The sequence below is a fragment of the Maribacter sp. genome (assembly GCF_039974175.1).
Taxonomy (GTDB): Bacteria; Bacteroidota; Bacteroidia; order Flavobacteriales; family Flavobacteriaceae; genus Maribacter_C.
Window position 1 is genome coordinate 465782 of the sequence record NZ_JBDWJN010000009.1, and the last position, 20432, is coordinate 486213.

The following is a 20432-nucleotide window of genomic DNA, read 5'->3' on the forward strand; positions in this document are numbered from 1 at the left end:
GAAGATTTCCCAATCGGGAAAATGAAAATAAAGTAACAATTCATGAAACATACATACAAAATAGCCGGAATGACCTGCAATAATTGTGTTGCATCTGTTGCGGACTCGCTGTCAAAAGTTGATGGGGTACAAAAGATAAATGTAGATTTGGATCGGGCAGAAGCCGAGATTTACATGGCGAAGCATATTCCAATCGCAATGCTAAAATCTGTTCTACGAGATAAATATTCGATTTCGGAAAGAGGAAATCAAACTTCGAGAATTGAAATTATCAACCAGAGGGAGAAATCTAAACTAGAACAGCTAAAACCGCTACTGCTGATTTTCCTTTATCTGTTTACTTCAGCAATTTTATTAAACTACAATGACTGGGATGCTGGTGAGTTCATGCTTGATTTTATGGGGCTTTTTTATATCGTATTTAGTTTTTTCAAGCTATTAGATTTAAAAGGTTTCCCAGAAAGTTTTCGCATGTATGATCCTTTGGCAAAGGCGATTCCAGTTTATGGCAGGGTATATCCCTTTATTGAATTGGTGTTAGGGCTGCTATTCTTAATGCGATTTCAAATTACCACGGCATTAGTAGCTACCATTTTGATTTTGGGTATTACAACTTTTGGCGTTACAAAAACACTTTTAGACAAAAAAAGTATTCGTTGTGCCTGTTTAGGAACGGCCTTGAAATTGCCGATGACAGAAGCGACTTTTATCGAAAACTTCATCATGTTGGTAATGGCGATCTCCATGCTATTTATTCAATTTATTTAAACAAAAATGAAATTATACCTATATATAGTAATCGGCTTGCTGCCCCTCTTTTCCTTATCTCAAGATAAGGTAGAAGGAATGGTCATGGAAGCCAATACAGAAAACAAACACATTGGTCTCCCTGGAGCCAATGTGTATTGGATGAACTCCCAAATAGGGACAATCACCAATGATGAGGGTTTGTTTAGTATTCCCTTTTCAACTGATTATAATAAACTTATTATCAGTTATGTTGGTTTTGAATCGGATACATTGACCATCAATGAGCCGAAAATGTTACATCATGCGTTGCGACCTTCTAATGAGCTCGATGAAGTAGTAGTGCAAAAGAAACGAGATGCCGTTCAAAAAGCCTATTTCAGTGCGCAAAATGTCATTACCGTGAATAGTGCTGAATTGCTAAAAGCCGCCTGTTGTAACCTATCGGAAAGCTTTGAAACTAATCCGGCTATTGATGTCAATTTTTCTGATGCACTTACGGGTACCAAACAGATTCAGATGTTGGGGCTTACGAGTCCGTATTTGTTAATTACACAAGAGAATATTCCTATGGTAAGGGGGGCTTCCCAAGCTTACGGACTTACTTTTACCCCGGGCACCTGGGTTGAAAGTATTCAAATTACTAAAGGAGCCGGTAGCGTGGTGAATGGCTATGAAAGTATTTCTGGTCAGATCAACACAGAGTTGGTAAAACCCTTAACAGACAAAAAACTTTTTGTAAATGGATACTTTAATCGGAATGGACGAATGGAATTGAATACCCACTTAAATAGTAGGTTGAATGAGAAATGGAGCACAGGCCTTTATATTCATGGCAACAAAAGAAGTCAAAAAGAAGACCGAAACGGTGATGGTTTTTTAGACGCCCCATTGGCAGACCAAATCAATGTGATGAATCGTTGGCAATATCAGAACCCTGAAACGGGTTGGGTAAGTTTTCTGAATCTTCGGTTTTTAAATGATGAAAAACAAGTCGGTCAAGTTGATTTCGATCCTGATACCGATAGGATTGCCAGTACGCCGCCCGTATTAAACGGAAACGAATTGTGGGGAAGTGAAATCGATACCCGCCGCTTTGATTCTTCTTTAAAGTTGGGATATGTTTTTCCAGAACTGCCTTTTCAAAGTTTTGGGTTTCAGGCCTCTTATAGCAATCATAGACAAGATGCTTATTACGGTATCAATCGCTATGAGATTACGCACGAAAGTATCTATTCAAATCTGATATTCAATTCCATTATTGGAGATACTAAAAGCAAGTTTAAAACTGGGCTCACCTTTGCCTATGATGGTTATGATGAGTTGGTGAATATTACAGATTTCTCAAGGGAAGATACTTCCGTCGGGGCATTTTTTGAATACAGCTATGACAATTTAGAGAAGGTAAATTTAACTGCAGGACTTCGAATTGATACGCATAACAGATTAGGTACGTTTGTCACACCGCGCTTGCATATTCAATATACCCCATGGGAGAGAGGAAGCCTGAAAGCTTCTTTTGGAAGGGGTAGGAGAGCAGCTAATATTTTTGCCGAAAACCAGCAAGTATTCGCAACGGCTCGACAGATTCAAATTTTAAATTCAGAAGGTAGTGTTTATGGGCTTGACCCAGAAGATGCCTGGAATTATGGCGTCAGTTTCTTGCAAGGATTTACCTTTTTAAATCGTCCGGGTAATGTAACTGTTGATTTCTACAAAACCGATTTCAAAAACCAAGTCGTAGTAGACTGGGAAAACCCAAGAGCTGTATCTTTTTATAACTTGGATGGGAAAAGCTACGCCAATAGTTTTCAGTTTGAAGTAAACCATGAAATATTGAAAAATCTAGAGTTGCGAACTGCCTACAAGTACTATGATGTAAAAACGGCCTATCGTGATGGGGTACTGCAAAAACCGTTGCTGGCTCAACATCGGTATTTTGCAAACTTAGGGTATGAAACTGAGCCAAAAGAAAATGGAGGGCAGTGGCGTTTCGATTACACCTTGCACAGGGTTGGAAAGCAAAGATTGCCGAATACAGATGTAAATCCGCCCGAATTTCGACTTGGAGATTTTTCAGCTTCCTATAATTTGATGAATACACAAGTCACAAAAGTATTTTCAAATCAATTCGAGTTTTATGTGGGTGGTGAGAATTTGACTAATTTTAGACAGATTAATCCTGTATTGGGTGACGAAAACCCGTTTGGCTTAAATTTTGATACTAGTATTGTATATGCCCCAATAATGGGACGAATGTTCTATGCAGGGTTTCGATATAATTTGTAAAAAGATCTTAGCACTCCTTTTGTCAGAGTGCATGAAGATTGCAGCCGAAAGGCCCAAAACAGATGCTGTCGTATCGTACAACCTGCTAAAACATGACCCTATTAGAAGGGTGAAAAAATAAAAATAACTAATCATGAAAAAAATAATTACAGTATTCGCTTTGGTTTTATTTACGACCACCACTTTTGCTCAAGAGAAGAACAAAAAAATGACCATGGAAGTTGATGGTGTTTGTCAGATGTGTAAAGTTAGAATTGAAAAAGCGGCTTTAGGTGTTAAAGGAGTGAAATATGCACTTTGGGATATTCCATCGCATCAATTGTCTTTGATAATAGATGAGAGAAAAACCAACCCCATGAAAATCAAAACAGCTTTGGTAGCTGTTGGTCATGATACAAAGGAGTTAAAGGCTACAGAAGAAGCTTACAATAAGGTGATGCCTTGTTGCAAATATCGCGACGAAGCGGTTGTGAAGAGTCATGAGAACAAATAAAAAGTGCATCTTTCTGTAAGGAAATCTTAATTTACTTTACTAAATCCGTATCGCTCTGTGAAAAAGAAATGATACGGATTCTTTTTTTCGTTCTTTTACTATTTGGCTGTCATCAGGTTTTTTCTCAAACCTGTTGTTCAGGAGGTGTTCCTTTGTCTAATAACTTGGGTTTGCCCAATGAAGGAAAAGGTTCTTTAACCCTTGGCCTGAACTATGATTATAACAACCTGAATACGTTGAATGCAGGTGCTGACCAACTAGATGATGACTCAAGACTTCGAATTACCAATTCAATTTTGCTAAATCTCGGATATGCCTTTACCGATAGATTTTCGTTTGAAACACTTTTTACCTGGGTGAATCAGACGCGTACCATTTCACAATTTGGCAATGAAAACCTTTCAGAGACACAAGGTATCGGTGATGCCGTTTTTTTGATAAAATATGCTATTCCTGATTGGCTTGGTGCGCAATCGGTTATGCATCTAGGTGTAGGTACCAAGGCGCCTTTAGGAAAGTCAGATTTAACAACGGCAGAAGGTTTTCAGTTAACCGCTGATTTGCAACCAGGCAGCGGTGCTTGGGACATTTTGGGTTGGCTGTCAGTCTCTAAAGGCTTAGGTTTTAGGCCATCCGCTACGCTCTCTGGTAGCTTTATCTATAGAGCTACGGGCGAGAATACTTCCTATTTAAACAATACGTCAAACTATGAATTTGGCAATGTGATTCAAGCAAATATGGGCTATACCGACCAATTTCTACTTTTCAATACTATATTCAATCCGGGATTGATTTTGAAGTATCGAAAGGCATCTGTTGATAAGGTAGAGCGCTCTGACCTTCCCAATACAGGTGGAGAATGGGTTTTTGTACGTCCTGAATTGAGGGTGCAAATCACACCCAGCATATCGTTCAGTTCACGACTGGAAATTCCCGTATATAGCTATGTCGATGGTACACAGTTGACGCCGACCTTGCGCTTTACTACGGGACTAGCATTTACATTTAAAAGTAATACATTGAACATCATAAATTAATTGCAATGAAAAAGAACTTATTTTTGATCGTTTTTGTTTTGGTACTTGCATCATGTAGTAAATCAAGTACGCAAAACGCAACATCTAACCCTGATGAAGTCGAAAATACATCTGTAGAATGGAGTATTCCCGTGGCTGAAGTTTTAGATGGAGGTCCCGGTAGAGATGGAATACCTGCCCTGGAGAATCCGCAGATGGTTACCGCTGAAAATTCATCTATACTATTTGATACCGATTTGGTATTGGGTTACAAAAATGGAGATGATATACGAGCTTACCAACATATTGTACTAGACTGGCATGAAATCGTAAACGATAATGTAGGAGATGTTTCTTTAGCGGTTACCTATTGTCCGCTTACAGGAACGGGTATTGGGTGGAGTAGGGTAATTGATGGCAAGGAAACCACTTTTGGAGTTTCGGGCTTATTATACCAAACCAACCTCATTCCGTTTGATCGCGCCACGAAAAGCAACTGGTCACAAATCTTGAACGAATCGGTAAACGGAAGTTTAGCGGGGAAGAAGGCTGATTTGATTCAGTTAGTTGAAACCGATTGGCAAACTTGGAAAGCCATGTACCCGACTACAAAACTCATTAATATAAACAACACTGGTTTTTCAAGAACCTATGGCGTTTACCCCTATGTAGATTACCGAACCAGTGACAGTAGATTTTTCTTTCCTACTCCTAAAGATCCAAGATTACCACTTAAAGAGCGCGTTCATGCGATAATCAGTGATGATAGTGCAAAAGCGTTTCGTTTTTCAGACTTCGATACGGCGAATGCCATAAAAGATTTCTTTAAAGGTAAAAATTACTTGATAGTAGGAAATGCGAAGTTTATAACTTCTTTTGAGTTAGACGCCAATCAAAACAACTTGGACTTTGAGTATGTTTTCGACGGTGCTTCAGATGTCGTAGTACGAGATAGTGAAGGCACAGAATGGAATGTTTTTGGTGAGGCAATTTCAGGCCCGAAACAAGGTCAGCGGTTGCAAGCTTCTCAATCGTTTATGGGCTATTGGTTTTCTATACCTGCTTTTTATACTACAGAGATATACGCAAATAGCAACTAAGCGCACAAATAAAAAAACCGTTCTCGAATTTCGAGAACGGTTTTTTAAATTATGTATCCGCAAACTAGCTAACACTTTGCCAGTCGACGGCGCTGACTTACATCATGCCTGGCATTCCGCCTCCACCCATTGGTGGGGCTGCAGGCGTATCTTCTTTGATATCAGTCAAAGCACATTCGGTAGTCAATATCATTCCAGCAACCGACGCGGCATTTTCTAATGCTACACGGGTTACTTTCTTCGGATCGATAATACCAGCCTTCATCATTTCTACATACTTTTCCGATTTGGCATCATAACCATAATCTGCCTTACCATCCATAATCTTCGCAACAACAACAGAACCTTCACCTCCCGCATTTTCAACGATGGTTCTAAGTGGAGATTCGATGGCTCTGGCTACTATTTGTAATCCGGTTTCTTCATCGGCATTTTCAACTGAGACTTTAGAAAGTACTGTTTTGGCTCTTACCAAAGCAACACCACCTCCAGCAACAATACCTTCTTCAACGGCAGCTCTGGTAGCGTGAAGGGCATCATCAACACGGTCTTTCTTCTCTTTCATTTCAACTTCTGAAGCTGCACCGACGTAAAGTACGGCAACTCCACCAGCCAATTTAGCCAATCTTTCCTGAAGTTTTTCTCGGTCATAATCGGAAGTAGTAGTTTCAATCTGTGACTTGATTTGACCTACTCTACTTTTGATGTGCTTGGCAACGCCACCACCATTAACAATAGTAGTGTTGTCTTTGTCAATTGTAATCTTTTCACAGGTACCTAACATATCTAAGGATGCATTATCTAAAGAAAAACCTCTTTCCTCAGAAATAACTGTACCGCCTGTTAATATGGCAATATCTTCAAGCATCGCTTTTCTTCTGTCTCCAAATCCAGGAGCTTTGACCGCAGCTATTTTTAAAGAACCTCTTAATTTGTTAACAACCAAGGTAGCCAAGGCTTCCCCATCAACATCCTCAGCAATAATCAATAAGGGCTTTCCTGATTGCGCAACAGGCTCTAATACAGGAAGTAAGTCTTTCATTGCTGAAATTTTCTTGTCAAACAACAAGATATACGGACTTTCTAAATCGGAAGTCATTTTTTCTGAATCGGTAACGAAGTATGGTGACAAATAACCTCTATCGAACTGCATTCCTTCAACAACATCAACATAGGTATCGGTTCCTTTAGCTTCTTCAACCGTAATAACACCTTCCTTGCCAACTTTTTCAAAGGCTTGGGCAATTAGTTCTCCAATAGTTTCATCATTATTGGAGGAGATAGCGGCAACCTGCTTAATTTTTTCAGAGGAATCGCCTACTTTCTTAGACTGCTTGCCTAAATTTTCAACGATGGCCTCAACGGCTTTATCTATACCTCTTTTTAGATCCATTGGATTAGCGCCCGCAGCAACATTTTTCAAACCTTCTTTTACGATAGATTGTGCCAAAACCGTTGCAGTAGTAGTTCCGTCTCCTGCCAAGTCGTTGGTCTTAGAGGCAACTTCTTTTACCATTTGCGCACCCATATTCTCTAATGGATCGACTAGTTCTATTTCTTTTGCAACGGTAACGCCATCTTTGGTAACCTGTGGAGCACCAAATGACTTGCTAATAATTACGTTTCTTCCTTTTGGTCCTAAGGTTACTTTTACCGCATTGGCCAAGGCATCAACACCTCTTCTTAGGCCATCACGAGCATCAATGTCAAATTTTATATCTTTTGCCATAATGAAAATTTTGTTTTAAAAATTTTAAATTCCAACTGAAAAATTTCCAACCCCAATGATTTGTAGTTTTGGGAGTGTGTATTTTGGAATTTAGATTTTGGTTTTTGGAATTTTATTTTTTAGATAATTGCAAGTATATCACTTTCCCGCATCATCAAGTAGTCTGTACCTTCTAACTTTAACTCAGTACCGGCATACTTTCCGTAAAGAACGGTATTACCAACTTTTACAGTAATCTGCTCATCCTTGGTACCAGGACCAACAGCCACTACTTTTCCTTTTTGCGGTTTTTCTTTTGCTGTATCTGGAATGTATATACCAGATGCAGTTTTTGTCTCAGCTGCCATAGGCTCGATAAGAACTCTATCTGCCAATGGTTTAATGCTAACTTTAGCCATAGTATTCAGTTTTTAAATTGATTCAATATTTGGTTTTTCTAGGCAGAAATTATGCCATTACCTAGAAACTGACATTTTGTTAAACTAAAAATGCCAGCTTGTCATTGGGGCTGGCATTTTATTTATTTTATGTATAATTATATACTGTCACTCGGAGTGCTGTCAGTATTTGGAAGCACATCTTCAGGTAAAGTTTCTGGTACTTCATCTGGCAGGGTCTCCTCAATACCGTCCTCGTTTAACAGCTTTGAATCGGCAGTTCCAAAATTACCTTTAAGCGCAACATTAGAAGCTAAAATCAACACCACTAGGGTAATTGCTAAAGTCCATGTGCTTTTATCTAAAAAGTCTCCGGTTTTCTTTACACCTCCTACTACTTGGCTGCCACCTCCACCAAAGGATGAAGACAAACCTCCACCTTTTGGATTTTGTACCATAACAACCAACATCAACAGCAAACAAACAATTATGATAAGAATTAAGAATATTGAAAATGTACTCATTACTAGGAATTTTCTTTTTGAATTTTTTCCACCGCTTTAATTCGGTCTGCAAAGAAACCACTTTTTTCCGGATATTTCAAACTTAAAATACGGTATGCTTGTATGGCTTTTTTAAACTTTTTCTGCTCTAAATATACCTTTGCCAAAGTCTCTGTCATGAGTTCGTTAGCATCAAATTTTGTTGCTTTCTTGACCGCCACTTTTGGAGATTGCTGTTCGCTAGGAATGATTTTCGGACTCTCGGCTATAAATTTATCGATAAGCTCAAACTTTTTTTCTTTTAAAATCGCTGCCTCCAATTCAAAAGCTTCGGGTTTTGGTGCTGCTACCTTTTCTTGTCTTTGAACTGTTTTTTGTGAAGTCAACTGTAGCCATTCGCTAAAAGAATATTTTTCGTTTTTGGTAAAGGAAAGTGGTTGACCTATTTCAAGGGCAGTCTCGGCTTCTTCTTTTGCCTTTTTTATGGCTGCATCTACACGAGGATCTTTTGATTTGAACAAATCGGGATCTAAAATGGTATCTGCATCATCAATGGTTTGTGGTAAGGGCTCATCAGGAGATTTTTCGATGAGGATATCCTTCTCTTGAACTTTAGGCACAATTTCTTCGGAAACTATTTCGGTTTCGACCAAGGCGGTCGTTTTACCTGAAATGGAATCGGCAATGGAATTTTGTAGAAATTCTTTAGAAGTTATAAAGTCAAAAAGAGTGTCTCTATCTGTAGTATACGCTGCCGTTACTTTAAGGGCATTGTTATACTTAAAACTGTTTGCGTTTTTCAGACCTTTTAAATGAACGGCACGTGCTCCCTGAAAATAGGGAAACTCTGAAAGTACATCTTCGAGTTGCTTTGTTTGTTCAGCAGAGATAGACTTGTTTGGGTTCTGTAATAAATATGTAAAGTCTTTTACGTTCATTGTTCGCTAGACGCTAGATGTTGGTTGCTTCTCGAATACAATATAAGGCGTTTCAAATAACTCACAATGTACTTTCTACTTCGGGTCGCTAAGTTTGAGTTTTCTTTTCACCAATCAGCAAGGGATGCATTAAAAATATCTTGGGTTATTCTTTCAAAGATAACCTCATGGGCTTCCGATTTCACCGAAGACAATTGTGATTCAGCCGGGTAATCAAAGAAAAAGGAAAAACGTTGTTCAAAATCAGCATCTTCCTTGGTATTGTTTGTAAAACGTACTTGCACGGCTATTGAAAGTCTATTTTGGGCAGCTGTTTGTTGAGCCGTTGCGCTCATAGGCGAGATCCGATATTCAACAATTTCTCCTTCATAGAGTAAATCGCCACTAGATCCAATCAAGTCTAAACTTGTTTGATTTAAAATACGATCTTGAAGTGCCAAGGTAAAATCTCTATCCATACCTGGTTCAAAAATTGAACCGGGACTCTGAGATGCGTAATTCTGAAAATAGTTCACTTGGAATGTTTCAGCGGTACCAACGTCACCACCGGTAAAATTATAAACCCCACATGAGCTAAGACTTACGCTAAGGAGTATGACAAGTATTAAATTTTTAGGTCCTTGCACTTAAAATTAGGTTTAGGTTTCAAAGAAACTAGAATAAAAAGAAACGAACAAAGCTTTTTATGTAAGCTTAACACTTTTTACAAATCATATTGCTTTATTTTTCGATACAAAGTACGTTCGGAAATACCGAGTTCTGCGGCGGCTGCTTTTCGTTTTCCTCGATTTCTTTCCAATGATTTTTTAATCAATTCAATCTCTTTCTCCTGTAAAGATAGAGTTTCTTCTTCTTGAATTTCTTCGGCAAAATGGTATTTGTCTTCTTGAACGGCTTGTTGAATTACAGGCTCAATCTGGGTTTCTGGAAGCTGTAAAAGTTCAACGGAGGCGTTTTCTTGTTTAGGTATTTCCTCACCGTCATCTCCATAAATCTTACGAATTAAATTCTCGTTTTCTTCTTGAACTTTTTCGGTATCGTTATTTTTAAGCAGCTCTAGGGTCAACTTTTTAAGATCATTTAAGTCACCTTTCATATCGAAAAGCACTTTGTACAAAATTTCACGTTCCGTACTAAAGTCACTTTCCTTTTTATCACCCCCAACTACCGCGGGCAAGTTTGAGGTGCTAGCATTGGGCAGGTATCCATTTAACGTGAAGGCCGAAATACTTCGTTTTTCCTCGAGAACAGAAACCTGTTCGGCGATGTTTCGCAATTGACGTATATTTCCTGGCCAGCGATATTTCAATAATAATTCTCTAGCATCATCCTCTAAACGTATGGTAGGCATTTTGTACTTCTGTCCAAAGTCAGAAGCAAACTTTCGGAACAGCAAATGAATATCATCTTGGCGTTCACGCAGTGGTGGAATGTTAATTTCAACCGTACTCAATCTGTAATACAAGTCTTCACGAAACTTTTCTTTCTTAATCGCTTCGAACATTTTGATGTTTGTCGCCGCAACGATACGTACGTCAGTTTTCTGCACTTGAGAGGATCCCACTTTTAAAAACTCTCCATTTTCCAATACACGCAAAAGACGAACCTGTGTTGTCAGTGGAAGCTCACCGACCTCATCTAGAAAAATGGTGCCACCATCTGCCACTTCGAAGTAACCACTTCGCGTTGATGTAGCTCCAGTAAATGCTCCTTTTTCATGCCCAAAAAGCTCACTGTCAATAGTGCCTTCGGGTATAGCTCCACAGTTTACAGCAATATATTTAGCATGCTTTCTATGAGATAACGCATGTATGATTTTAGGAACTGATTCCTTTCCCACACCACTTTCACCGGTTACCAAAACAGAAATGTCGGTAGGAGCCACTTGAATTGCCTTTTCAATGGCCCGATTCAGCTTCGGATCGTTTCCGATGATTTCAAAACGCTGTTTTATTGATTGAATGCCTTCCATATGTATATACCCTCTAAAGAGGAAATCTCTATTTTAGTTCTTACTATAACCCAATGCCTCTCCAATTAAAGTTGCCGAAGTACAATCGCTTATTTTTACATTTACGAAGTCGCCAACTTTATAATTTCCTTTAGGGAAGACTACAACGGTATTTTGCGAATTTCTTCCCATCCAATGCGCATTTGATTTCTTTGACGTTCCTTCGACCAGTACTTCTTCTATATTCCCAAGGTGTTCCTCGGTTCTGAATTTGCAATGTTCGCGTTGCAGGGCTATGATTTCCGCCAGCCGCCTTTGTTTAACGTTCATGGGAACGTCATCTTCTAACTTTCGCGCGGCCATAGTACCCGGTCTTTCTGAATACAAATACATATAGCCGAAATCGTATTTTACATACTCTAAAACGGCCAAGGTGGCTTGATGGTCTTCTTCACTTTCGGTAGGGAATCCCGAGATCATATCTTGTGAAATGGCGCAATCAGGAAGTATTTCGCGAATATTATCTATGAGTTTAAAATATTCCTCAATCGTATGCAATCGGTTCATTTCCTTTAAAATGCGATTGCTTCCACTTTGCACGGGCAAATGAATATGATTGCAGATGTTATCATATTTGGCCATAGTTCGAATCACGTCTAGGGTCATATCTTGAGGATTCGACGTTGAAAATCGAATGCGCATTTTAGGTTGGGCTTCCGCTACCATACCTAGAAGGTTTGAAAAATCTACTGCTGTGGCCTTTTGCATTTCGGAAGCTTTGACAAAATCTTTTTTTAAACCTCCACCATACCACAAATAACTATCTACATTTTGACCCAAAAGCGTAATTTCTTTAAAGCCTTTTTCCCATAAGTCATTCACTTCCTCTAAAATCGACTGAGGATTGCGACTTCGTTCTCTGCCACGTGTGAAAGGCACTACGCAAAAGGTGCACATATTATCGCAACCTCGTGTTATAGATACCAAAGCACTTACGCCATTTGTCTGCAAACGAACAGGTGCGATATCACCATAGGTTTCTTCCTTGGAAAGCACAACATTTACCGCATCTCGTCCTTCATCAACTTCTTTGATAAGGTTGGGCAGGTCTTTGTAAGCATCAGGCCCGACCACCATATCGACGATTTTTTCTTCCTCTAGCAATTGACTTTTTAGACGTTCGGCCATACATCCTAAAACACCTACCTTTAAATGGGGTCTATTTTTTTTGACCGCATTGAATTTTTCCAAACGTTTGCGAACAGTCAGTTCCGCTTTCTCTCGAATCGAACACGTATTAACCAAAACCAAATCGGCATCTTCCAAATTTTGGGTGGTGTTAAATCCTTCGGTTGCCAAAATCGAAGCCACAATTTCACTATCGGAAAAATTCATTGCACAGCCATAACTCTCTATATAGAGCTTCCGAGCGTTGGCATTGTTATGGGTACCAGATAAAGAAGTACCCTGAATGGTTTCATCAATTGTTTTTTCCATCTATTAAAGAAATCCTTGTCATTAAGTGGATGGCAAAGATAGGGCTAAATACAATTTTATGACAAATTGACAGTATATTTTAATAGTATTTTGTGCGATTTACTTTCTCAGAATCTTCCTATTTTTATGTAAAATGACAACCGATGAAATTTGAAATGATTAACCGCAAGATCGATGATAGTAATCCAATTGAGTTTGGTACTATTTTTAGTAAGTCTTTTGAACTCTTTAAAAAAGTATGGGTACAAGGTTTTATAATACTACTATTGACCATGGTATGTATTTTGCCATTCTACATTTTGGCCTACCTGCCTTTGATTGCAGCAGGTATAACAGATCCTGAAATGTTGCAACATGAAGAATTGAGTCTACCAATTATCATTGGGCTGATTGTTTCGATTCCGATTGTAATGATAGCAGTAATGACTATTTCATTGGGTTTTATGGCCGCCTTTCTTCGGATATGTAAAATAAAGGACTTCAATGAAAATAGTGGTGACGATTATTTCTTCTATTTCAAGAATGGACGCTTGCGCAAACTAGTTATTTTGGCTTCAATTTACCTTGGTCTTACTGTTCTGGGTATGCTTACTTGTGGTATTGGTCTTATTTATCTAATGGTTCCCTTGTCGCTGATTCCTGCTTTGCTTGCCTTCAACGATGAATTGACTCCGATGGAAATCGTGAAAGCAAGCTTTCAATTGGGCAATAAGAATTGGTTAGTCATTTTTGGATTGCTTCTGGTTATGGGTTTCCTCGCAGAATTGGGTATTATTCTATGTTTTGTTGGCCTATTTTTTACAGCAATGTTGTCAAAAGTTCCTGTATACTATGTGTATAAAGACGGAATCGGGTTTTCAGCTGAGGAAGGGCTAGAGTCTGCTTAGAAATGTTAATTTCTTAGATCGCACGCAACGTGATACCCCAATCGGCATCCTAATGAAGCAACCCAATAAATAATAGTTATGAAAAAGATAGGAATACTTCTGCTTGCCTTAGTGTTTTTTCAATCGTGCGATTTTGATGATCAGGTTTCTTCTCTAGATATGATGCAAACCTATTTGATAGCAACTCCTTTAAAGAGCAATCTTATTACTTTTAAAGAAGAGGCAGTTGCAGTAACAGAACCGGTTCCGATAATTGAATCTGGAAAAATTTATGCCTATAAAAATTACATTTTTGTAAATGATGTCTATCGGGGTTTTCATATTCTTGATAATACCAATCCATCAGCTCCAGAGAACATTGGTTTTATAAAATTGGAGGGAAACAACGATATATCAATTAAAGACGATCGGCTTTTTGCCGATAGTTATGGTGATTTGGTAGTGATGGATATTTCGGATATCAAGAACATCAAATTTGCCAAACGTATGGAAAATGCCATCTATCAAATATTTTGGTGTACCGTTGGTTTTGACGTAGCGTGGCCCGAGGCAGATGCATATGATTACAGCGATTTTGATGCCAATCGAGATGCCCTAACGGGCTGGGAGGTAAACGAAGTACGCATGTCTACTGCTGACTTTGAGGCCCAATATGGTTCTACCCGAACTGATGTTTTTCTAGCAAACGATTCTGCTGCCGAGGCTGCAGCTCCTACTACGTCAACTACTGGTCAGGGTGGTTCGTTTGCACGTTTTAAAATTGTTGACGATTATCTCTACGCTGTTGAACCTTGGAGTATCAATGTTTTTAATATAGAAGATTTAGACAATCCGAAGGTATTGGAAGAGGTATACGCCAACGGCAACATAGAAACCATCTTTAATCAAGGTGATATCTTATTCTTAGGGGGTACGCAAGGCATGTATATCTATGATATTTCGTCACCTGATAAACCGACATATGTATCAGAGTTTACACATGGTAGGGCTTGTGATCCAGTTGTGGTTAGCGGTGATTATGCCTTTGTTACCTTAAGAAGTAGTAATTTTTGCGGTGACGGTACGGAAAGCGGACTTTATATTGTAGATGTTTCTGATCTTAACAAGCCTACTCTGAAGAAAACCTATCCAATGACCGAGCCCTACGGCTTGGGTATCAAAGAGGAAAAGCTTTTCATATGTGATGGTCCTGATGGTTTGAAAGTATATGATAAGACCAATATCGACGATCTGGTTCAACTAAACCACTTTAAAGATATCAACACCTATGATGTAATTCCGTTGTCAAGTTCCTTGTTAATGATTGGTGATAAAGTTTTGTACCAATATGAATATCTCGATAATGAAATACGCTTGTTAAGCACTTTTGACTTAAAATAAATAGTTCTTAAACCTAAGAAAAACACCTCGTGAAAATGGGGTGTTTTTTTTTACATATATATAAGGTATAGTAGCAAATTAAAAATTTCAACTACTTTTGTTGGCTCAAAAACTGATGAATGGCTAAGAATCTAGTAATAGTAGAGTCGCCTGCAAAGGCCAAAACGATAGAAAAGTTTTTAGGAAAAGATTTTAAAGTAGAGTCTAGTTTCGGACATATAGCCGACTTGCCTTCTAAAGAATTAGGTGTAGATGTTGACAACGACTTCAAGCCAAAATACATTGTTGACGACGACAAGAAGGCTCTTGTGAAAAAATTAAAGGACCTTGCTAAGAAGTCTGAATTGATTTGGTTAGCGAGTGATGAGGATCGTGAAGGAGAGGCCATTTCTTGGCATTTGTCTGAAACCCTAGGTTTAGACAAAGCAAAAACGAGGCGCATAGTTTTTAATTCCATTACCAAATCTGCTATTCAGAAAGCAATTGAAAACCCTCGTGAAATAAATTACAATCTGGTAAATGCACAACAAGCAAGACGTGTTTTAGATCGGCTTGTTGGATACCAGTTGTCTCCTGTTCTGTGGAAGAAAATCAAACCAGGACTATCAGCCGGTCGTGTACAATCAGTAGCGGTTCGCTTGATTGTTGAAAGAGAACGTGATATTGAAGCGTTTACTGCAGAAGCTTCGTTCAAAATATCGGCCCAGTTTAAAACTCTAGAAGGAAATGTGTTTACCGCGAAACTGAACAAGACCTTTCCATCAAAAGAAGCGGCAGAAGCATTTCTCAAGCAAAATATGGGAGCCAATTTCTCAGTGGGAAATTTGGATAAAAAGCCAGCTAAAAAATCCCCTTCTGCTCCATTTACAACCTCTACCTTACAGCAAGAAGCATCTCGTAAGTTGTATTTTTCAGTAGGAAGAACTATGCAAGTTGCTCAACGCTTGTATGAAGCAGGTTTGATTACCTATATGAGAACTGATAGTGTGAATTTATCTGGTGAGGCAATCAATGCAGCAAAAGATGCGATTATCACCAACTACGGTGAGCAGTATAGTAATGTTCGCAATTTCAAAGGAAAGTCTAAAGGAGCGCAAGAAGCTCATGAAGCGATTCGTCCTACGAACATGATGAACCAATCACCTTCATTAGAGCGTGATCAACAAAAATTATATGAGCTAATTTGGAAGCGAACCATAGCCTCTCAAATGAGTGATGCTCAATTGGAAAGAACCAATGTAAAGATTAAGGTAAATACTCATAGCGAGGAATTTTCTGCAAATGGAGAAGTCATCAAATTTGATGGATTTCTAAAAGTATATATGGAGGGCTTAGATGAAGAGGATGCCGCCGAGGAACAAGAAGGTATGTTGCCTGCCATGCAGGTTGGAGATGCTTTACAGAATAATTTTATTACGGCAACTGAACGTTTTTCAAGACCACCCTATCGTTTTACGGAAGCGTCATTGGTGAAGAAATTGGAGGAATTGGGTATTGGTCGACCCTCTACCTATGCACCAACTATTTCTACTATCGTAAATAGAAAGTATGTTGAAAAAGGAACCATTGAAGGTACTGAACGCAAATACAGCCAGTTGGTATTGGAGGCCGGCGCATTGAAAGAAAAGAATCTTTCCGAGATGGTAGGATCTGATAAGGGAAAGCTTGTTCCAACAGATATCGGAATGATTGTAAATGACTTTTTGGTTAGTAATTTTTCAGCAGTTCTCGATTACAACTTTACAGCGAAGGTAGAAGAAGATTTCGATGAGATAGCTGAAGGTCACGAGGACTGGCAGAAAGTGATGAAATCATTTTATAAAGATTTCCACCCCATAGTCAAAGATGTTGAGGAGAATGCCGATCGGGCTAGCGGTGAACGTATTTTAGGTGAGGACCCAAAATCTGGAAAACGTGTTGCTGTTCGGCTAGGCAGATTCGGACCAATGGTGCAAATTGGCACAGTGGATGACGAAGAGAAGCCAACCTTCGCCAGTTTACTACCTGATCAATCATTAAACACCATAACCTTTGAAGAGGCAATGGATTTGTTCAAATTGCCACGAAAATTAGGTGTTTATAAGGGCGAAGAAGTTCTGGCAAATGTAGGTCGTTTTGGGCCCTATGTAAAGTTTGGCGAGAAGTTTATTTCTATGGCCAAGGGAGAGAATGCAATGGAAATAGAACTCGATAGAGCCATCGAATTAATCGTTGCCAAGGAAAAAGCAGATGCGCCCATTGCTAATTACGAGGGTAAAGATGTGGTAAAGGGAACTGGGCGTTTTGGTCCGTTCATCAAGTGGGATGGTATGTTTATTAATGTCAATAAGAAGTATGATTTTGATAACCTGAGCCAGGCTGATATTGAAGAATTGATTGAGGTCAAAAAGCAAAAGGAAATTGACAAACTAATTCAAGAATGGCCAGAAGAAGGCATTCGAATTGAGAAGGCAAGATGGGGCCGTCATAACATCATAAAGGGCAAAGTAAAGGTAGAAATTGCCAAGACGGTTGATGCCACAAAAGTTACATTAGAAGAGGCCAAAACACTTATCGAAAAGAAAAGCCCAAAGAAGAAAGCGAAAGCAAAACCTAAAGCAAAGAAGAAGTAATTTGTTGATTTTAGCGATAGTTTAATCATCGGAATTTAATCTTTCGATAAATTGCATGTAGCTATTGTTTATGTGGTGGTACAGTTATTAACTTTGAAATGCGTATTTGCCTTCAAATACCAGTAACCTTTTAACCCACCAACCCGATGGCATTTGATTTCCTAGTCCCTATTGAAGATAAGGTATTGGCTCATACCGAATTACTACCACCGCAATCTTTAGGAAAGAATATTCATAAGCATACGGTTCGCGATGGACTTCCCGTTTTGGCAATTGCTTCCTTGGCCATTATTGGGGTAAAGGAATCGCGAAATGCCTTCGAGAAAAAAACTGAAAAACTTGACGTTTCTGCTATTCGAATACAACTGTATAAGTTGTTAATGGGCAATTGGAATTCTACCTTAGTTGATATGGGTGACATTGAAGAAGGAGAATCCGTTGAGGATACCTACTTTGTGGTAAAAGAGATTGTTGCTGGCTTACTTGAAGAAAATATCGTTCCCATTATCATAGGGGCCACGCAAGATATTACCTATCCCGCCTATAGATCTTTTGATGGTATTAAAGACATGATAAATCTCGTGGCCGTTGACAGTCGTTTTGATTTTGGCATGGAAGACGAATTGATATCCTCACATTCCTACATGAGCAAGATTATTACAGACAAGCCCAATAATCTATTCAACTTTTCCAATCTTGGTTACCAAAGCTATTTCAATGCCCAGGAAGAAATCGATTTGATGGAACGTCTATTTTTTGATGCGTATCGTTTGGGAGATTTGATTAATGATATTGCGCTTGCTGAACCCGTTTTGCGCAATGCTCACATGGTTAGTCTAGATGCTCGCGCCATACGAGCGGCTGATATTGGGTATTCAAATACTTTCTCGCCTAATGGATTTACTGGTAGGGAGATTTGCGCTATCTCGCGTTATGCTGGTATTAGTGATAACGTAAGTGTCTTTGGTATCTATGAAATGGAAAATTCAAACCAATCGTGCCAGCTCATGGCGCAGATCATTTGGTACTTCGTTGAAGGGTTTAATTTTCGAATAAAAGAGTCTCCATACGTTAATTCCGAAGCGTTCACGAAGTATACCGTGCCAACGGAAACAGAGCAGTTAATCTATTATAAGAGTCATTTCACCGAAAGATGGTGGGTCGAAGTACCATCTATTTTCACTTCAAATACTAAACTCGAATCATCTTCGTTATTACCCTGCACCGAAAAGGACTATTTAGACGCTTGCGATCAGAACATTCCAGAACGGTGGTTTAAGGCCTATAAAAAAGGCTTTAACTAATCAATTTTTTTTTGCAGTATAATGGGGTTTGATACAATAATTTAATCAAATCGTAGTTTTAGAGTGTAGAATAAATAAGTGATTGCAGTTTATAACCATAATCGAAATTTAACCTAAAGTATGAAGAAGCTATTGTTATTATCTATAGCGTTTGTTTTTTTACTCACAAGTTGTGGGTCGAAATCAAAAGGAGAGCTAGTTGGAGCCCAAGGAAAGAAGTGGTATCCAGAGAAACCTTATGGGATGGAACTCATTCCTCGAGGTTCATTTATCATGGGGAAATCTGAAGAAGATCAAGCCAAGGTTCTCAACGCCCCTACAAAGACCGTAACCGTACGTTCCTTCTACATGGATGATACGGAAATCACCAATAGCGAATATCGACAATTTGTAGAGTGGGTTCAAGACTCTATCGCCAGAACCAGGTTAGCCATTCTTGCCGATGAGTTAGGATTAAGTGCTGAAGATGGAGGTATTGGAGAATATGCATTCAAGCAAGCCGATACGACGAAAGCTTCGGTTTATGACAAGTACATGCTTGATAATTATTCAGGAATGGGAGATACAGGTTACGAAGGATATTCTTTGAACAAAGATGAAGATCTTATTTGGGATACTTCTGAGTATCCAGATGAGTATTATACTGAGGTCATGGATTCGTTGTACATTCCAGAAGAGGAATCTTACAATGGGCAACGTACTATCGACGTGACAAAATTAAAATACAAATACAGTTGGATGGATATCGAAGCTGCTGCAAGATCGAGATCTGGTAGAAGAAAAGACTTCATTCGTCAAGAAGAATTGGAAATCTATCCTGACACTACAGTTTGGATTCGTGATTTCGAGTACTCCTATAATGAGCCAATGCACAATGACTATTTTTGGCATGATGCGTACAGCGACTATCCAGTGGTTGGAATTTCTTGGAAACAAGCTCAAGCTTTTTGTAATTGGAGAACAAAGTTCAAGAATGATGATAACAAAAGTAGAGGCAGACAATTTGTAAATAAGTTCAGATTACCTACCGAAGCGGAATGGGAATATGCTGCTCGAGGTGGTATTGAAGGTGGAACATACCCATGGGGTGGCCCTTATGTAATTAGCGACACAGGTTGCTTTATGGCCAACTTCAAACCGCAACGTGGTGACTATGCAGCAGATGCAGCGCTATACACTGTAGAGGCTAAGTCGTACGAGCCCAATGATTTCAACTTATATAATATGGCCGGTAATGTATCGGAGTGGACAAATTCTAGCTACGATCCAAGTTCATATGATTATGTATCAACAATGAATCCAAATGGTGGCGATGGTGCGAATGCCAGAAAGGTAATTAGAGGTGGTTCTTGGAAAGATGTTGCATACTTCTTACAAGTAAGTACTAGAGATTATGAATATTCTGATTCAGCGCGTAGTTATATCGGTTTTAGAACTGTACAAGACTATATGGGTGAAGAAGATTCAACACAATAAAATTGAATAAAGGAAAACCAGTAGAAAAAATACATTCTTCTGGGTATTCCAAAAACAAAAAGTAACAACTAATTTTATATCAACATTTTAAGAGACTATGGCGGTCTTGAAAATTGAAAAAAGGTTAGGGTTA

The 20432-nt window shown here is 38.9% G+C and carries 17 protein-coding genes; 10 read left to right on the forward strand and 7 right to left on the reverse strand.

The window, feature by feature from the left end; translation table 11 throughout:
* Positions 1-42 precede the first annotated feature (42 nt).
* The 5 genes from ABJN95_RS08475 (at position 43) to ABJN95_RS08495 (ending at position 5645) form a co-directional block, all read left to right on the forward strand.
* Positions 43-768 (forward strand): MauE/DoxX family redox-associated membrane protein, encoded by a 726-nt coding sequence (locus ABJN95_RS08475; RefSeq protein WP_348369947.1) that lies wholly within the window; start codon positions 43-45, stop codon positions 766-768.
* A gap of 6 nt (positions 769-774) precedes the next feature.
* A complete protein-coding gene (locus ABJN95_RS08480) occupies positions 775-3036 on the forward strand; it encodes a TonB-dependent receptor (protein WP_348369948.1) in 2262 nt (753 codons plus the stop codon).
* Between the two features lie 133 nt (positions 3037-3169).
* Positions 3170-3529, forward strand: a complete 360-nt coding sequence (locus ABJN95_RS08485; protein WP_348369949.1) for a metal transporter — start codon at positions 3170-3172, stop codon at positions 3527-3529.
* Positions 3530-3597: 68 nt separating this feature from the next.
* Positions 3598-4566, forward strand: a complete 969-nt coding sequence (locus ABJN95_RS08490) for a hypothetical protein (protein ID WP_348369950.1) — start codon at positions 3598-3600, stop codon at positions 4564-4566.
* Positions 4567-4571: 5 nt separating this feature from the next.
* Positions 4572-5645 carry a DUF3179 domain-containing protein gene (locus ABJN95_RS08495; protein WP_348369951.1) on the forward strand — a complete coding sequence of 358 codons (1074 nt, stop codon included), beginning with the start codon at positions 4572-4574 and terminating at the stop codon, positions 5643-5645.
* Positions 5646-5742: 97 nt separating this feature from the next.
* Here ABJN95_RS08495 and groL read toward each other — a convergent pair whose 3' ends face one another.
* The 7 genes from groL to miaB all read right to left on the reverse strand — a co-directional run bounded on the left by groL (position 5743) and on the right by miaB (position 12640).
* Positions 5743-7374 (reverse strand): chaperonin GroEL, encoded by a 1632-nt coding sequence (groL, locus tag ABJN95_RS08500; protein ID WP_348369952.1) that lies wholly within the window; start codon positions 7372-7374, stop codon positions 5743-5745.
* A gap of 119 nt (positions 7375-7493) precedes the next feature.
* Positions 7494-7772, reverse strand: coding sequence for a co-chaperone GroES (locus ABJN95_RS08505; RefSeq protein ID WP_348369953.1), 279 nt, complete (start codon positions 7770-7772; stop codon positions 7494-7496).
* A 137-nt stretch (positions 7773-7909) separates the two neighbouring features.
* Positions 7910-8275: a preprotein translocase subunit SecG gene (secG, locus tag ABJN95_RS08510; protein ID WP_348369954.1), complete on the reverse strand. Its 366-nt coding sequence runs from the start codon at positions 8273-8275 to the stop codon at positions 7910-7912.
* Positions 8276-8277: 2 nt separating this feature from the next.
* On the reverse strand, positions 8278-9192 hold the full coding sequence (locus tag ABJN95_RS08515; protein ID WP_348369955.1) for a hypothetical protein: 915 nt from the start codon (positions 9190-9192) through the stop codon (positions 8278-8280).
* Between the two features lie 107 nt (positions 9193-9299).
* Positions 9300-9818, reverse strand: a complete 519-nt coding sequence (locus tag ABJN95_RS08520; RefSeq protein ID WP_348369956.1) for an LptE family protein — start codon at positions 9816-9818, stop codon at positions 9300-9302.
* 77 nt (positions 9819-9895) lie between these two features.
* Positions 9896-11164 carry a sigma-54 dependent transcriptional regulator gene (locus tag ABJN95_RS08525; RefSeq protein WP_348369957.1) on the reverse strand — a complete coding sequence of 423 codons (1269 nt, stop codon included), beginning with the start codon at positions 11162-11164 and terminating at the stop codon, positions 9896-9898.
* A gap of 33 nt (positions 11165-11197) precedes the next feature.
* Positions 11198-12640 (reverse strand): tRNA (N6-isopentenyl adenosine(37)-C2)-methylthiotransferase MiaB, encoded by a 1443-nt coding sequence (gene miaB, locus ABJN95_RS08530; protein ID WP_348369958.1) that lies wholly within the window; start codon positions 12638-12640, stop codon positions 11198-11200.
* A gap of 143 nt (positions 12641-12783) precedes the next feature.
* On the opposite strand from miaB, the gene ABJN95_RS08535 reads away from it, so the two are divergent.
* From ABJN95_RS08535 to gldK, 5 genes are all read left to right on the forward strand, one after another.
* Complete coding sequence (locus ABJN95_RS08535) at positions 12784-13527, forward strand: hypothetical protein (protein ID WP_348369959.1); 744 nt, start codon at positions 12784-12786, stop codon at positions 13525-13527.
* Between the two features lie 78 nt (positions 13528-13605).
* Positions 13606-14907: a hypothetical protein gene (locus ABJN95_RS08540; RefSeq protein ID WP_348369960.1), complete on the forward strand. Its 1302-nt coding sequence runs from the start codon at positions 13606-13608 to the stop codon at positions 14905-14907.
* Positions 14908-15026: 119 nt separating this feature from the next.
* Complete coding sequence (gene topA, locus ABJN95_RS08545; RefSeq protein WP_348369961.1) at positions 15027-17519, forward strand: type I DNA topoisomerase; 2493 nt, start codon at positions 15027-15029, stop codon at positions 17517-17519.
* A 146-nt stretch (positions 17520-17665) separates the two neighbouring features.
* Positions 17666-18823: a formimidoylglutamase gene (locus ABJN95_RS08550; RefSeq protein ID WP_348369962.1), complete on the forward strand. Its 1158-nt coding sequence runs from the start codon at positions 17666-17668 to the stop codon at positions 18821-18823.
* 120 nt (positions 18824-18943) lie between these two features.
* Complete coding sequence (gldK, locus tag ABJN95_RS08555; protein ID WP_348369963.1) at positions 18944-20299, forward strand: gliding motility lipoprotein GldK; 1356 nt, start codon at positions 18944-18946, stop codon at positions 20297-20299.
* Positions 20300-20432 lie beyond the last annotated feature (133 nt).